Annotated in this window: 12 protein-coding genes; 8 read left to right on the top strand and 4 right to left on the bottom strand. The window is 39.3% G+C overall.

From position 1 onward, the window contains the following. Positions 1–323 precede the first annotated feature (323 nt). The 3 genes from BGP78_RS22260 to BGP78_RS22250 are packed head-to-tail and all read left to right on the top strand — an operon-like array spanning position 324 to position 5,265. Positions 324–3,908, top strand: a complete 3,585-nt coding sequence (locus BGP78_RS22260) for an ATP-binding protein (protein WP_119863463.1) — start codon at positions 324–326, stop codon at positions 3,906–3,908. Positions 3,909–3,952: 44 nt separating this feature from the next. Then, positions 3,953–4,708: a hypothetical protein gene (locus BGP78_RS22255; protein WP_119863462.1), complete on the top strand. Its 756-nt coding sequence runs from the start codon at positions 3,953–3,955 to the stop codon at positions 4,706–4,708. Continuing rightward, positions 4,705–5,265 carry a hypothetical protein gene (locus BGP78_RS22250; RefSeq protein ID WP_119863461.1) on the top strand — a complete coding sequence of 187 codons (561 nt, stop codon included), beginning with the start codon at positions 4,705–4,707 and terminating at the stop codon, positions 5,263–5,265. The genes BGP78_RS22255 and BGP78_RS22250 overlap by 4 nt, the downstream gene beginning before the upstream one ends. A gap of 62 nt (positions 5,266–5,327) precedes the next feature. Here BGP78_RS22250 and BGP78_RS22245 read toward each other — a convergent pair whose 3' ends face one another. Continuing rightward, on the bottom strand, positions 5,328–7,349 hold the full coding sequence (locus BGP78_RS22245) for a S9 family peptidase (RefSeq protein WP_119863460.1): 2,022 nt from the start codon (positions 7,347–7,349) through the stop codon (positions 5,328–5,330). A gap of 234 nt (positions 7,350–7,583) precedes the next feature. Beyond that, positions 7,584–9,008, bottom strand: a complete 1,425-nt coding sequence (locus BGP78_RS22240) for a sodium-dependent transporter (protein ID WP_119863459.1) — start codon at positions 9,006–9,008, stop codon at positions 7,584–7,586. A 171-nt stretch (positions 9,009–9,179) separates the two neighbouring features. On the opposite strand from BGP78_RS22240, the gene BGP78_RS22235 reads away from it, so the two are divergent. From BGP78_RS22235 to BGP78_RS22215, 5 genes are all read left to right on the top strand, one after another. Next, positions 9,180–9,476, top strand: a complete 297-nt coding sequence (locus tag BGP78_RS22235; RefSeq protein ID WP_119863458.1) for a YciI family protein — start codon at positions 9,180–9,182, stop codon at positions 9,474–9,476. Between the two features lie 90 nt (positions 9,477–9,566). Further along, the gene (locus tag BGP78_RS22230) at positions 9,567–9,818 is read left to right on the top strand and encodes a PepSY domain-containing protein (RefSeq protein WP_119863457.1); all 252 of its coding nucleotides are present in this window, start codon (positions 9,567–9,569) and stop codon (positions 9,816–9,818) included. A 2-nt stretch (positions 9,819–9,820) separates the two neighbouring features. Beyond that, positions 9,821–10,495, top strand: a complete 675-nt coding sequence (locus BGP78_RS22225; RefSeq protein ID WP_119863456.1) for a response regulator transcription factor — start codon at positions 9,821–9,823, stop codon at positions 10,493–10,495. Next, positions 10,489–11,829, top strand: a complete 1,341-nt coding sequence (locus tag BGP78_RS22220; protein WP_119863455.1) for an ATP-binding protein — start codon at positions 10,489–10,491, stop codon at positions 11,827–11,829. The genes BGP78_RS22225 and BGP78_RS22220 overlap by 7 nt, the downstream gene beginning before the upstream one ends. Further along, a complete protein-coding gene (locus tag BGP78_RS22215) occupies positions 11,816–12,232 on the top strand; it encodes a hypothetical protein (protein ID WP_119863454.1) in 417 nt (138 codons plus the stop codon). The genes BGP78_RS22220 and BGP78_RS22215 overlap by 14 nt, the downstream gene beginning before the upstream one ends. On the opposite strand, the gene BGP78_RS22210 is transcribed toward BGP78_RS22215, so the two are convergent. Both BGP78_RS22210 and BGP78_RS22205 read right to left on the bottom strand, forming a co-directional pair. Further along, positions 12,226–13,257, bottom strand: coding sequence for an AI-2E family transporter (locus BGP78_RS22210; RefSeq protein WP_119863453.1), 1,032 nt, complete (start codon positions 13,255–13,257; stop codon positions 12,226–12,228). The two genes, BGP78_RS22215 and BGP78_RS22210, sit on opposite strands and share 7 nt — an antisense overlap. A gap of 125 nt (positions 13,258–13,382) precedes the next feature. Further along, positions 13,383–16,697, bottom strand: coding sequence for a type I restriction endonuclease subunit R (locus BGP78_RS22205; RefSeq protein ID WP_119863452.1), 3,315 nt, complete (start codon positions 16,695–16,697; stop codon positions 13,383–13,385). Positions 16,698–16,736: the final 39 nt, after the last annotated feature.

Genomic DNA, 16,736 nt, shown 5'->3' with positions numbered 1-16,736 from the left:
ATTTATGTATCGCACTTATGGTCAATAAAACGACAAAATTATAGAAAAATAACAGAAATATGAATTTTTAAGGAAAAAATGAAGATTAATTCAAAAAAGCGCAGATGAGCTGTATCAAAGTAACAATTAGAAATGAATAAGTAATCTAACCTACTTAATTTAGGAAAATTAATTTTTACCGTTTGTTATTTTAGTTATTTAATTCCGTTATTATCTAAAAAATACAAGTTAGTATCTGCACTTATTACCACCCCATGCTGATAACAGTAACTAACAACGCTATAAACGATATCATGTCGCATAAATTATAAGAGCAAAAACTGATGCATATTCTTTTATCTGATAAGCGCTTTACCTATCAACCCAGATTTAGATTCATTAAGCCAAAAGACCAGCAAAAAGTTAAAGTCAAGCTGTCAAACAACCTTGTCCTTGCATTTGGTTACAAACTTAACGAACAACTCAATTATTTCACTATGGCTGCTGAAGCAGCATTCATGACATTAAATCCACTAGACAGACAACAAAACCAGTTCTTTATTGAGTTAGACCTATTTTGCGATGAGCAAGAAAATATTAATTTACAATCAGAAAGTACGAGTGTTGGTTTAGGTTATTCCTTAGGAGTCGCACTTGCTTATCGAAAGCATCTAGACAAACACGAGCCCCTTATCGAGCACATTTTCGCGACTGGTGAAGTGTCCTCAAGTGGAAATGTTCATGGTGTTGGGCATATCAACGAAAAAATTATGGGTGCACTCAATTCGATGCAGAAGTACCCAAATCAAGCTTTTACTATCTTTGTGCCAAGCGCTAACGACACTGATATTACGCCAGCTCTGCTGAATGAAGTCACTAGTAAAGGGGGATCTTTACACACAGTCAAGCATATTAGCCAAGCGATTCAAACCTTACTTAGCCATGACTTCGACGGCTCTGTAGTGGCTGAAGCGCTTACTTTTAAGGGCTTATGTAGTTTTGACCCCTATGATGCTTTTTATTTTTTTGGTCGAGAAAAACAAATTGCAGATTTACATACTCTATATAACGAAAAGCCGTCACTTATAAAGGTACATGGCGTTTCAGGCAGTGGCAAATCAAGTTTGATAAAAGCTGGCCTACTTCCAACTTTGCTCAAAGAACAACCGAGCTTAAAATGGCATATTGCTGCGCCGAGACAATTCGCTAACAGCCACGAACTGCTTACTGATTTTGTGTCTTCAAGCAATGCTGGCTTTAGTGTGATCTTATCAATGCTCGAGATCCCTATTGCGCAATTTGTTGACAGTTTACTGCAACAAAATACGACTTACCTTGATGAAATTTCAGCACATTTAACTGCTCATAAAGCGCAATATATTTGGTTCATTGATCAATTTGAAGAATTATATGACCTAGATTTAAATAGCCAAGTTCTGCGGTCGCTTACATTACTTGGTCAAATAACGCCTATCACGATGATTGTTAGTATTCGTAGTGAATACCTTCATTACACCGATATGATAGGCCACGACTTTTATGTTACTCATAGCTTATCTGCCAAAAGCTGGATAAACATTATCGAACACCAGTCCATAGCACTAGGTCTATCATTAGAATCAGGACTTGCCCAAACAATACAAACAGAAGCTCTGAAACTATCGCATGGACTGCCAGCTGTCGAGTACCTGCTCACACAAATGCATGGCTTAGCAATAAAAACAGAGCACCCAAAACAACTTACCCATGCTCAATATTATCAGCTGAACAAATTAACCGGCGTCATATATAAACAAGCAGAGCGGATCCTTAGCCAGCACGAACAATTAACAGAGCAATTTTTTGAACTATTTATCGGCGTTAATTTAAATGGCAATAGCTATGCAAAACATGTAGATTTCCCTGTATTGATACAGAATTACCCACACTTAAAAGAGTTGGTCAATGAGTTAATCGAAAAGCAACTCATTATTAGACATCAAGTTCATAAATCACCACCATACGTAAAACTAACGCATGATTGCCTCATTACTGTTGCTGAAGATTTATCCTTGGATCAACAAATTTGGCCACGCTTTTATATTTGGCTCAACGATAAGAAAAGTTATCTGCAATGGTTTCATGGCATCGAAGCCAAGTTTATACTTTGGAAGCAATGCATCAATGGTGCGCAAGAAAAACAAGCTTATGCTCTGAGCAAATATGAACTTCGTGAAGGCACGAAATATCTAAGTCAACCTGGTACGGTTTCCTTGCAAGAAGTTCGCGACTATATAATGCAATCTCAACAAGGCTACCAGTCATCTCTAGAGCAAAAAAACAAACATCAGAAACGCCAACTTGTTAGCACCAGTATTTTATTTTGTGTTGCTTTTGGTTCTGCTATCTTCGCCTATTTACAAAAACAACAAATACAGGAAGAACAACTTAAAGCAAGTAATGCTCTTGCTAGTTTAAAAGAAACAGTACTCATCAACATTGATTCGTTAGAGCCCCTTTTAACTCAGTATTTACCAACATATCAACGAAAGTACCTTAACCAGCATTTATCAAAGCTGATTGAAAGTGTTGACGAATTACCACTGTCAGATGTTGACAAGTTGCGCCTACTATTAATACGTATAAAAACGCTGAGACAAGATGACTCTAGTCATGTAGATACAATTAAAAAAGCGCTAGATGCGGTACAGAATAAACTAGCAACCTTTACAACTCTTACCTCAAAAAGTAATGCTCAAACGCAGGTCATTGTTGAATTTAACTACCAACTCGGCGCACTCCTACTCAAACATGGTGAATCTGAGGAAGCTCGCCGCGTCTTTATGGAAGCACTTGTTTTGGCTGATACAATCGCTGAAAAGTCCAATAAAATACAATTACTCATAATAGAGATTTCTACAAAATTAAATATCATCGCCATGGACTCCGGTGACGTGATCCCAGCAAGAGTTGAGCTCAATAGCCTGCTGGCAGATCTCAATAGCTTATCTTTCCCGAAAAAGACAATACAACAGGTTAATAACCTAAAAGTTGATATTTTACGGAGCCTTGCTCTGACGTCCGATTCAGACTCACAGGCAATCCCTCTACTGCTCCAAGCTAAAGCTATTTTAGAAGCGCAATTAGATAATGACCCTAACCATCTAACTCTGAAATACAATTTACTAAGAACTTATATCAATCTTGCCGAGTCTAGTTCCAATAGAGCTGAGTCATATAACTATTACGAAAGTGCAGATGAGATCGCACATGCTTATTCAATTAAAGATCCTGACAATATCCATATTCAAGTTGCACAATTATTACTTGCAACTCGATTAGGTAAACGCTCTGTCGCTAAAAGACAATTTGATAAAGCACAAGCATACTTTATTTCCGGTATGGAAATTGCCAAAAAACTCAGAAAGTTAGACAGTACAAATATAGATTGGCTTGGCCACACCGCCGAGCTATATAGCGCCTACGCCCACTATTACGCAAAAACGAACTCTCCATCAATGAGTATGAAATACTATCAATTAGCAATTGAAACAGCTGTACAGCTTGTTAATCAAAATGAAAGTAATTTACAATTTGCGAATTTGCTGCAAAGCATATACTCGAAAGTTGCAAATCATTTATACAGCTCAGGAAACAGGCTGTCGGCAATAGAGTACTTTGAGAAAGCAAAAGTGATCTCTTCAATGTTAATACAGAAACAGCCAAGGAATGTAAGTTATAAGACAAGTCATAGGAAAAAGCTCTTTAACCTTGGCTACATTAATGCAGAGCTGGAACAAAATAATACTGCATGCAACTACTTTTTGTTGGGGAAAGCCCTCACCGAAAAACATATAATTAACAACCCAAGCTCTGACTGGCTCAAAGCCCGTGATAAATTTAGCTATAAAATTGACGCTTTAAACTGTCCTACAGTAATAAAGCCCTAGACCTAAAAAATGCAGTTTTCATAAAAATAGTTAAGGAGGTGTGGATGTGGTTTCATCAAAAAAAATCGGTGCAAGAGGCTTACCGCTTTATTAAATTTCTCACTAACAAAAAATCAATATCAGATCACCGAATTGATACTGAAGCACTCATTCAAGAAACTTTGTTAAAGGTGATAAAAGCGACGCAACGAGAACTAACACTAGATAATAGTACAGTTTGCGAAGATAGGTTAAGCATTCAAAAAGAGTTCAATCACCTATTAAAAGCGTATACTTATCGAGCCTTTGAGTGTGTATATTTAGACATGAGTAACAATGTCACATTTCGTCGGAAATCACCGAGCGAAATAGCAAGCTCGTCTGACGAGAACAGCTCAGTGCAATTAATCCATGTTTATGATAGTCATAATTCGGAACATGCCAGTAATATATTTGAAATGCTACCAACGCCTAATGCAACTCCACTTCAAAGAACAAAAGTTGACAAAAATGCATCCCAATTCATAAATTTGCTACTCGAAACGATTGGTCAAGAAAAAGATCAACGTAAGCAAGCTTTGTTTTTTGATTTTTTCTCACTGTCATTTAGACAAAGTGGGCAAACACAAAAGCAATTAGGCCAATCACATGGGTTTCAAGGTAATACTGCAATTACCCACATATCAAGATTTGTAAATAAACTCTCACACCGAGTCAAAGAGTCTGAATTAGATTTAGAACTTCACAGCTCAAATTTAGCAAATTTAGACATCTACTTTCTCAATCACAGTAACAAATTAAATGAGACGATATCAGTATGAACAAGGTTAAGATCACAGACAAGGTATTAAAGTCACTTGAAGATCACCTCATCGCAAAATCTATTAGTGAGTTTGAACACGGGGAACACACGCGTCTCAGCTCTCAAGAGTTAGTAGTTATTGATACTATTTATGCTCAACATGCACAGAAGTCTATTATGAAACGCCACTTTGAAGTGCCCCTATTGGCCGCAAGTGCTGAGCTCAGTCAGACGAATAAACCATGGTGGGATTTTGACACCATTATTAATGACACATTTCAATTAGCTGTTTTTAGTTCTTACGGACAAAATATGCTAGATAATGTTGATTTTGAATTAAACCCAATAAAAGGGAAAGAAAGAGAGTTTAGTGATTACTTCTCATCATTTAGAGGCACGAAGCAAGGCATACGCATATACTGGTCAAAGAACAAACAGCAAGTGGTAATGGAAGGAGAGTTAGTCCATTCTTTTGAAGGTGACTATGTGACAGGTCAAGGTAAGATACTGTCAAATGAGTACATCAACGATGGGCATTTTAAGTTAATGCTCGAGTTTTACACTTTACCATTATAAAACGCAAGTGTACTAAAGTGAGTAGAAGCATATAAATTTTATATGCTTCTACCTAATAAACGCTATTTCTTATATTTTTCAAACCACGCTAGGGTATGCTCAATTTTACTGATCATACGTGATGGTCTACCAGCAATGCCGTGTGGTGCGCCCGGTATTTTTATAAGAACGGTATCTATTTTGCGTAGCTTTAATGCTTGATAATACTGCTCAGTCTCTGCCATCGGTGTTCGCAAATCCTCTTCACCGGTCATTAACATGGTTGGTGTTGTCACATTACCAACAAGAGACATAGGTGAACGCTGCCAGTAGTGCTCAACATGCTCCCAAGGCATCCCTGGAAACTGTGTAGGGATCTGGGTTAAGCCACTATCTGCGGTAAGTACTTTGCTAAGCCAGTTAATTACAGGCTTTACAACAACGGCAGCATTAAAGCGCTCTGTTAATCCAATAGCATAAGCTGTTGCAATGCCACCAGCAGAACCCCCTGCAATAAATAAGTTTTGCTCATCGATAAAGCCTGTTTTTAGCATTGCATCCACCCCTGAGTCGTGGTCTGCAAAGTCCTCTTTTGAGCTATACTTATACTTTAATAACATCGCAAAGCGCTCGCCATAGGAGCTGCTCCCTCGGTGATTATCATAAAAGACCACATAGCCCTCTGCGGCATATCGTTGTAATTCAGCTGAGAAATGTGGACCATACGCTAAATGAGGACCACCATGAATTTCAACCAGTAGTGGGTATTTCTTAGCTGGATCAAAATTGGGAGGCGTTATATACCAACCTTGTATTGCTTCACCATCAAACGATGATTTGTAATTGATCTCATGCACTTTACCAAGTCGTTTATGAGCGAGTAAATCTTCGTTCAAAGACGTTAACTGCTGCACCTTACCACGCTTACTCACCATCGCGACGTTTGACGGTCGTTCACTTGTGCCTAATGTATATGCAATATCACCTGCGTAGTTAGCGCTAAATGAACCACTTAAATAAGGTCGGCCTAACGTGGTACCTGACACGGTATCGGTTAAATCTTTAATTTTTCCGCTTGTGGAAATGGTCGCAAGCTTGCGTTTGCCAAAATCGTCATACGACATTGCGAGCTTAGATGAACCAATCCACGTGGGATTTTGTATCGAACGGTCAAAATCACTGGCAATCATTTCTGACTTTTTAGTACGCCACGTCATAATATTTAGTTTGTGGTTACGATAAGGATTTGGTGCGTTAGAAGCACTTAAATACGCTAACTGTTTACCATTTTCAGAAAAACTAGGTGAATGCTCTCGACCTGGAGCCGACGTAAGCTGAGTTAATTTGTTATCTAAACTGATCTCGAACAAATCACCTTCTAATCTTTTATATTCCCAATCCGCAATTCTGTTTGCAGAAAATACTATCGATTTAGAATCACGACGCCATGCAAGTTTGCCACTGTGGTGAAACTCACCTGCGGTTAACTGTCTTGGCGTGCCACCTTCGCTAGGTAAAACAAATATCTGCTTATAACCTGGTTTTACCAAACCACGCCCATCAGCCTGATAATAGGCTTTATCGATAACAATAGCAGGCTCAGACCAGTTAGCTCCTTTGGGTTTTGCAGGCATTTTTGCAACCACTGTTGGCTTTTCATTGACTTGTTGGCTAAAAGCAAGCCACTTACCGTCAGGTGACCAAGTTAAATTACTCACACCAGAGGTGAGTTGTGACAGAAGCGCGGTTCTATTTTCAGCTAAATAATGTACATGTATTTGCGTGGTACCAGATACATTGCTGATGAATGCTACTTTTTTACCATCAGCAGACCATCGAGGGTGACTAAACTGATTTGCCCCTGAAAATAATGGCGTCTGCTCATGGTTTTTTGTATTTACCAACCACAGATTGCGACGTTTGCTGTCATTCATAACGTCATTACTGTTACGTACGTAGACTATTTGCTCACCGTCAGGTGAAAGCTGCACATCACTGGCGTATTCTAGTGAAAAGATATCTTTGGCAGTGAAAATGCTATCAGCGTGAGCCATTACGGGTAATAACGCGCAAATCGCGACCGCAAGACGGTTTCTATATGACATGAAAGATCCCAAACGATTATTATTAATTAACACACATTTTTAAACAAAATTTACCATTCGTCACTGATTAGTCGATGAAATGTCTCAGATAAGAGAGCAACGACTTCCTGCTCACTGATACCGCATTCCCCACATAACAATGCCTACGTATAGACAAGACCATTTATTAGAAAAGATCAGTAAAAACAAAAAAGCCAGCAACTCATGCTGGATTTTAATCACAACTCGTGGTTACTAAAAGCCAAATAAGCTCACAGCAAAAAACTTAGTCGCGACCGTATTAACAAAAATAATAAGTAAAATAACCGGGATAAACGTCGACAGTGAAAAGTTCACGTATTTCTCAGTGAAGCTTCCTTTATAGCCATCACACCCTTGTGATAACTCATCAGACAGTTTTATTTTCTTCCAGCGATAAATTACGAATAGACACACCATTAAACCGTTAAGCGGTAAAATCGTATCGTAAAAAACATCGTACACTAAATCGAACAGACTCTTGGGGGCACCGCCATAACTCATAAACTGAGTTAACCAATCAACCATACCGAAAGACATAGTACACAATACGGTTAATGCCCCTGTTGAGCCAGCCAATATCATTAATGCGGTTTTACGGCTTACCTTTTTTTCTTCAATTAATGCTGCTGTAGGTACTTCGATAATAGAAACCAAAGACGTTATTGCAGCAAAAAATACCAACAAGAAGAATACAAATGCCACAATTGACGCACCTGTGTAGCCAATATCTGATTGAATGGCTAATAAAATCTTAGGTAAATAAACAAAAATCATTGACACTGATGACTCTGATAATTCATCTGGGTTGGTCGCAGGATTAAAGCTAAATATAGCAGGTAACACCATTAAACCGGCGATAAACGCAACCAATGAATCTGTCACTGCCACCATTTTAGCGCCACCAACAATGTCTTCTTTCTTAGAAATATACGATGCATAGGTCATTAAAATACCCATACCCAACGATAACGAGAAAAATGCTTGTGACAGAGCGCCATTTAACACACTGGCATTCATTTTAGAAAAATCAGGAATAACATAATAACGCACGCCCGCCATTGCATTATCAAGGGTTAGCACATAGGCAACCAGACCAATTAACAACACAAACAAAGCTGGCATTAAGAATTTCGCTGCTTTCTCAATCCCCTGCTTCACACCACCAACAAGGATCAGGTTAACAATCCCCCCTACCAGTAGCATGTACCAAAACACACTTGATTGGTTAATAAATTGCCCAAAATGATTCGGATCAGCGAGTGCATCTAAATTACCCATCGCTGTTTGGGCAAGATACCCAAATATCCATACCGTAATTACCATGTAGAATACCGCGATCATAAACGGAGTCAGAACAGCGAGCATTCCCGCGAATGACCATTTCTTGTCATTGCCAGATAATGTTTTATATGCGCCGTATGGGTCTTGCTGTGCCTTTCGACCCATCGCCATTTCAGCCATCATTACAGGGAGACATATAAATGCCACAAATAGCGCATAGACTAATAAAAAAGCACCACCACCATTTTTGGTAGCCGATACTGGAAAGCCAACTAAGTTACCTATACCAACAGCAGATCCTGCTGCAGCTAAGATAAACCCTAGTCGGGAGCTAAAATGCTCACGATTTGCACTCATGCAGACAACCTTATTATTATTTTTTAATGAATATCCGAGCGACTCTAACAGTCTTGGCGTGTCATTTTCAAGTATTTAACGTTAAAGCCCTGCACAAATCGCATCAACGTTTACAACGTAATATAAATCAGACTAATATAAGGAAATTTTATCTTACTGATTAGCAAAGCTATGTTATACATGATCTACTCTACAGATGTAGAAAATTCGTTAGAAAAGCGCTTAGGCGCAAGACCTGCGCACCTAGCAAGATTAACTGAATTACAAACACAGGGCAGATTAGTCACTGCTGGTCCATTACCCGCTATTGATTCTACTGAACCAGGTGAAGCAGGATTTACAGGGTCTTTACTCATCGCAGAATTTGCGTCTCTTGAAGATGCCAAAAAATGGGCCAATGATGATCCATATTTTATCGCTGGCGTATATTCAGGCTGTACCGTAAAACCATTTAAAAAAGTATTCTAATCCGGGTGCAAGTTCAGGAAAGGTTAATCACCTTACTTCTAATCTTATACACTCTTGTTAAGTAAATTTAAGATCGTGGAGCTTTGTAAAATGCGATTGTCAGTTTGTTTGTTTCTACTGGGTTTGTTTCTAACCTCAAACAGTGCCCTAAGTGCTGAAAAGCCTACTGAGCAGACAATTACCAAAAAACAGGCGGTAGAACTTGCACTCGCAAGCTATGCTGGAAGAACGTTAAAGATCACTGAGCAAGGTGATCACTTCATCGTACGTATATTACAAAGCAACGGTCGTATTGTAGACCTCAAAGTGAATAAGATGACTGGTGAGGTCAAAAAGGATTAGAAATGCGAATTTTAGTAATTGAAGATGATATTCAACTGGCCGAGAATTTACGTAGTACACTTGAAAAAGAAAAGTACAGTATTGACCTATGTCATGATGGCGAATCAGGATTGTTCCATCTCAAAGAATACCCACTTGATATGGCCGTAATTGACCTAGGGTTGCCCAAGCTCAATGGGATTGAAATCATCCGCCAAGCCCGTGCAGCAGGCATTGATATTCCTATATTAATCCTCACTGCTCGCGATAGGTGGCAAGATAAAGTTGAGGGCCTCGACGCGGGTGCCGATGATTACTTAACCAAGCCTTTTCACCTCGAAGAACTCATTGCTCGCTGCAACGCGCTTATTAGAAGAAGCGCAGGGCAAGCTAATCCAGAAATGAGCATCGGTCCGATAAAAATTCATACGCGTTCGCAGCAAGTGTGGGTAAATGAGCGAGAGCTGTCTTTAACCGCATATGAATACAAAGTGCTTGAATATCTTATGGTGAATCCACAAAAGGTCATTTCTAAATCAGAGCTAACAGAGCATATCTATGATCAGGACTTTGACCTTGATTCCAATGTGATAGAGGTGTTCGTACTCAGACTGCGTAAAAAACTTGATCCTGACGGAACACTCAATCCTGTTGAAACACTTCGAGGAAGAGGATATAGGTTTAAAAGTCAGTGGTAAACGCAGCACAAATCTCTTTAAAAATAAGGCAAGGATTCATCCTTGTCTTTGTTTTAATTATCGCTTTACCGGCGCTGTTTTTCTCTATAGGCCGCGCTTACCATGCGTCACTGGTTGATGCCACAGAAAAAACCCTAGAAGCCCACCTCTACTCTTTGATTTCTGAAGTCGAATTTGTTGCTGACGGAATAGAAATGCCCCGTACTATTTTGGCTCCCGAACTCAACCGGCTTAATTCCGATACCTTCGCTATGGTATATCAAGACCAAACGCTTGTTTGGTATTCTGAGTCAGCAGTTAACTTGTCAGTGACGCCAGAATTTATTGACGGCAGAGCTGGTGCTGCCGAGTTTGAGCTTGTTGAGTATAACAGTGCCAAATACTGGCAACTGAGCTTAACGGTGATACTCGGTAATGCAGAGCAAAGTCAACACGCGAGATTCGTGCTTTTAAAAAGTAATGATGCCTTAGTGGCACAAATGTCGGGCTTTAGAAATACACTCGTAAATTGGATGCTGGTGATGGGCGTGATCATCACAGGTCTTATGGCCGTCGGATTCATTTGGAATGCAAGACCACTGCAACGACTCGATAAAGAAATCAAAGAGGTAGAAGCCGGAGAAAGAGACAAAATCAGTGGCTTATACCCTATTGAGTTGCAAACAATCAAAGCTGACTTAAATTTATTATTAGACTCTCAACGACGTCAAAAAGAACGCTACCGCGCCTCTTTAAGCGATTTGGCCCACGCCCTTAAAACTCCACTCGCAGTACTTAAATCAAGCCCTATGGCAACTGACGCAGATGCGCAAGAACAACTAGATCGTATTAACGCCATGATAGAACATCAATTAAAACGTGCCGCGACTGGCGCGTCAGATACGTGGAAAAAACAAACAGTGATTGAACCTGTGCTAAAATCTATACTCAACGCAATGAGAAAGGTTTATCATGATAAACACATTGATTTTCAGTACTCTTGTGATGACAGTTTAGCGTTTTTAGGCGATAAAACCGACTTAATGGAAATTCTTGGCAATATCATTGATAACGCCTGTAAAGCCTGTGCAAAACAAGTCGAAATTAATATCTCTGTATTAGAAAAAAAAGGTTTGCGTATTGAAATTTGTGATGATGGGCCAGGTGTACCGGAACATCGGCGTTCCGAGCTGTTAAAACGCGGTGCAAGATTAGATACATATGAAGCCGGACACGGTGTTGGCATGGCCATTGTTTCTGATTTAGTGAACGCCTATCACGGCCAAATACACATCGATAATTCACCGCTGGGTGGGGCTAGGTTTACGATTGAGTTTAATTATGAAAAAAACTAAGTACTTATTAACATCACTATCTTGTCTATTGTTGTCGACATTTGCGCAGGCAAATCTCGACATTTTGAAAGACTGTGAACCCTTAGCTGACACGCACCCGTCTCGGGCTAAAAATTACATCGTGTGTTTAGATAATAACATCAGGAACCTCGAACGTACCCGTAAAACCTGGATCACAAAACTTCGTCTTGATATGGACTTGATCGAGCAAGATACGGGGAATTCGCAACTGCTCCCTATTGTTGAGCGAAGCTTTATTCGTCAAGACAACTATATTGAAGATAGCTGCCGGTGGCGTTACTTACATCAAATGCCCAACGCAACCAAAGCAGCCATTATTTATAAAAAATGTAAAATCCGCATGTTAAAAAGACACATCGAAGATTTAAAACATCCTTATTGAACTTTAACTTCTCCATTTCCGAGCATGGTCGCAAGCCACTGGCCTTCTTCAGTGGCTTCTAGAGCAATTTTTACTATCATCGTCAGTGGAACTGACAGCAACATACCGACAGTGCCTAACAACCACCCCCAGAAAATTAACGAAAGAAATACCACTAAGGTAGATAAACCAAGGCCCCGGCCCATAAAGCGAGGTTCGATAATATTACCCATCACGGTATTTATCGTAATATAGCCAATTGCCACAATGCCAGATGCCACAGGCCCAACTGTCAATAAAGCCAATAAAACCGCAGGAATAGCCGCTATAATAGACCCAATATTAGGGATGTAATTCAGTAAAAAAGCCAACACTGCCCACAACACAAAATAGTCGACATTAAGTATCCAAAGTAACAGTCCCGCACAAAACCCAGTACCAAGCGACACCATAGTTTTAATCGCGAGATAAGAGTTAATAGATTCTAAAAACCGGTCAATTTGTAGCATTTTCATTTCAGGATCATCTAGTGCCAAATGCACTTTTTTACTTAACATGGGTGCTTCAAATAGCATAAACACCACGGTTAAAATGATTAAAAATAAGTTGGCCATAACCCCACCAAAACCGGTTAGCATATTGGTCGCCATATCAATCATTTTTCCAGGATCAAATAGTGAGATTAACTGATTTTTATCTATTAAAATATTGTACTGCGCTGCTATATCGACAAGCCAAATAAATTTATCTTGTAACTGCTCTCTATAATCTGGAAGTTGCTTAGAAAAGTCGGTAAGTGATTGTCCTACAAGGCCTGCCAAACTCATTCCAACAGCACTAATAAGACAAATAATAAGCACAATAGAGAGACCTTTCGGTATATGAAAGCGTGCAAAGAATCGAAGTAATGGATTACAAATAATGGCAATAAAGGCGGCTAAAATAAAAGGGACTATAATGTCACTTGCTAACTTCACGCCCGCTAGCACAACAAACAAAGAGGCCAAAATAACAAGGCTTCTGTTTAAACCCGACAATGACGACACAGGATTTCCTTAACGATTTTTTTCTGATTCTAATGCATTCCCTGATAAAGTCATAACTATTTACAGTCCAGTCCAATGCTTTACTTGATTGTTGCAGAGTACGCATAATTTAATTCTCTAATTCCCTATGCCACTCTATTTTTCTTAAAATTTTCAGCCTGTGCAAAAATCTCTTTATACACTTCGTCTCGACTAACCGGTGGGTAACCAAACCTATGGAGTAGCATGATTAAGTCAACTTTTAATTCAGCCTTAATATCGTCACGATTATTCCAGTCGGTATATTTGGCTTTATCATCAACAACTTCTTTTACAGCTTGCGACAATTCAATTAATCTCTCGTCAGGGTAAGTAAAGTCATACTTAACAGCCAACGATTTTAAGATGTCGTAAAACGCTTTTTCTTCAAAGCTAATACCTAGGTCATCGTTAGAGTCCATCTCGGTTTTAAGGTCGGTAAACATATTGATAATTTCATCAGAGAAGTCTTCTAATACTTCACTGACCAATACATCTTCTTCTCTACGCTCATTGTACTTTTCAACTAACGCCTTAAACCGTTTGGTGAAGTCTACTCCTTGTGCAAGATTAACCTTTTTCATTTCACCAATGGCTTTAGCTAGCATTTTTTGCAGTAGCATTATCTTGGTATTGGGCAGTTTTATCTTGCCAATTTTGGCAAGGTAGTCTTCATCAAAAATATCAATCTCACCATCGTCGTTACCAAGTTTGAATATTTCCTCTACCCCCTCACTTTTAAGCGCCTCTGCAATCATCTCACGCACTTTAGCGTTCATCTGAGTAGTATCAGGCGCATCGCCTTTGGTTAACTTATAAATAATTGAGCGAACAGCTAAATAAAAGTGAATATAATCCCGCTCTATTTCTGAAAGCTTCTCACTGCCACAACACACATCATAAGCGGCTTTTAAACGCTTAACTAAGGCCATAAAGCGTTTCTCAAGTTTGCCAATAGAGAGTACAAATTCAGCCGCAGAATTTAAGCAATTTAACTGTGCCACTGGCTCGCCAGTGAAATATGGAGAAGAATCAAACTGATGGAAAATTCGATTGAGTAAATCTAAATGATCTTTAACCGCAATAACCGACTGATTGATATCTTCAAAGTTCGTTTCTTCTGACTTTGAGAACTGCGCTAACGCTTTATTCATCGCCGTTTTAATACCGATGTAATCGACCACTAAACCTTTATGCTTGCCTGAAAACTTGCGGTTAACACGTGAGATAGTTTGAATAAGATTATGTTTTTGCAGAGGTTTATCAATATAAATCGTATCAAGAAATGGGACGTCAAAACCAGTAAGCCACATATCAACGACAATGGCGATTTTAAAGTTAGATTTATCATTCTTAAACTGACGGTCTAACTCTTTACGGTACTCTTTGGTGCCTAGTAAGTTATACAGGGCTTCTGGATCATCTTTACCACGTGTCATAACCATTTTGACACGCTCCATCGGTTTGATTTTCTTCTTCTCTTGCTCGCTTAACGTAGAGCCTTTTTCGCACTCCAGTATTTCAAACCACTCAGGGCGTAACGCTTCCAGCTCCTGATAAAACAGGTTAGCAATCTCACGTGAACTACTAACAAACATGGCCTTACCTTTTATGGTAGAGCCTTCATTGATGCGTGCTTCGTAGTGTTCAACAAAATCTTTAGCTAGCGTGCGTATGCGATCAGGATCGCCCAAAATCGAATTCATGCTCGAAGTGGCTTTTTTGCTTTCTTCTATTTGATGTTCATTGCTACCAGACTCTTCACATTGCTTGTAATACGCTTCTATCTCTTCTAACTTGGCATTATTAAGCAATACTTTTGCCGCACGGCCTTCATAAACAATACGCACCGTTATTTCATCTTTCACCGACTCTGACATGGTATACGCATCCACCACCTCACCAAAAACATCTAACGTGGCATCAATAGGTGTGCCGGTAAAACCAACAAAGGTCGCATTAGGTAATGAGTCATGTAAATACTTTGCAAAACCGTATGTGCGCCTCACTCCGGCATTAGGGCCTTTATCAGTAATCACCACCTTTTGATCTAAGTTTACTTGGCTACGATGTGCCTCATCAGAAATACAAATAACGTTGGTACGCTCTGTGAGTACTTCAATGTCTTCGGTAAATTTATGAATGGTCGTTAAAAAAACGCCGCCACTTTGTCGGCCTTTAAGGAGTGTTCTTAGTTGGTCGCGGCTTTCAACACTCACAATATGATCATCGCCAATATAGCTTTTAGCGTTGGAGAATTGTTTAGATAACTGGTCGTCTAAATCTGTTCTGTCAGTGATTAATACGATGGTCGGGCTTTCAAACTCAACGCTTTTCATTAAAAGCCGCGATAAAAACTGCATGGTAAAGCTTTTACCACAGCCAGTGGCACCAAAATACGTACCGCCTTTACCACTGCCCCCTTCTACATTGCCGCCAGCAGTTAGCAACTTTCGCTCTTTCTTAATATTCTCAAAAAGCTTTCTAGCAGCATAATATTGTGGGTAACGGCACACTATTTTTACTTCATCTTTAGATTTATCAGGAAAGTAAATAAAGTGTCGAATAACATCACATAAACGTTCTTTATCAAACAAGCCTTGCAACATAGTATGCAAGCCATTAATGCCGTCTTGCTCTATTGATTCATCACCCGTCACTTTTCGCCATGCATAATAAAAATCATATGGTGCAAATACATTGCCCATTTTATTATTTACCCCATCACTAATCACGCACAGTGCATTGAAAACAAATAACTGAGGAATATCACGGCGATAACGAGTGGTTAATTGCACATAGGCATGATGTAATGTGGCTTGTTCTTCACGAATGGCGCTCTTAAATTCAAACACAACAACAGGCAAACCATTGATATATATAATACCATCAGGAATACGCATGGCGTTATCTGCTGATGGGCTGTCAATCTCTAGCTGATTAACGATCTTAAAAATATTGTGCTGTGTTGAAGCAGCATAAGTGATGCTTGACTCTGCAACCCTAGGTAACGCTTCATGTGACGCTTGAGCAACCGCGACTTCTGCCTTCTTTACTTGGTCATAGTCAATTAGCTGAATATATAAATCTTTTTTAGACGCTTCACCTGGCTTACTACCTGATTCACGTTTTAATAAAAAGCCATCACTTAACCACTTACAAAAGGTTTTATTACTTTCATATAAGTCGCCTACCGGTAAGGTTTCAAGCTGTAAGATAATGCTGTCAATTTCACCCGAGGTAATGTCATCAGCAGCATAACGATTTGCCAGATATGCGCGTATGTCTTCTTTTATTAATACCTGCTCTGGTTCTCGTGTGCCGTCAGCCATAGAAAAGTCTGAACCAGAGGTATACAGGTAGCCTTGATCACCCAGTAACTCTATAATGGCTGCTTCTAATTGAGCTTCTGTAAACTGCATAATATTTCCCTATTATTATTGTTTTATTTTGGCGCTTTT

This window comes from Pseudoalteromonas sp. MSK9-3 (assembly GCF_003590335.1).
Lineage (GTDB): Bacteria > Pseudomonadota > Gammaproteobacteria > Enterobacterales > Alteromonadaceae > Pseudoalteromonas.
The sequence above is the reverse complement of the archived record's forward strand: the minus strand, read 5'-3'. Positions and strand labels throughout refer to the sequence as shown.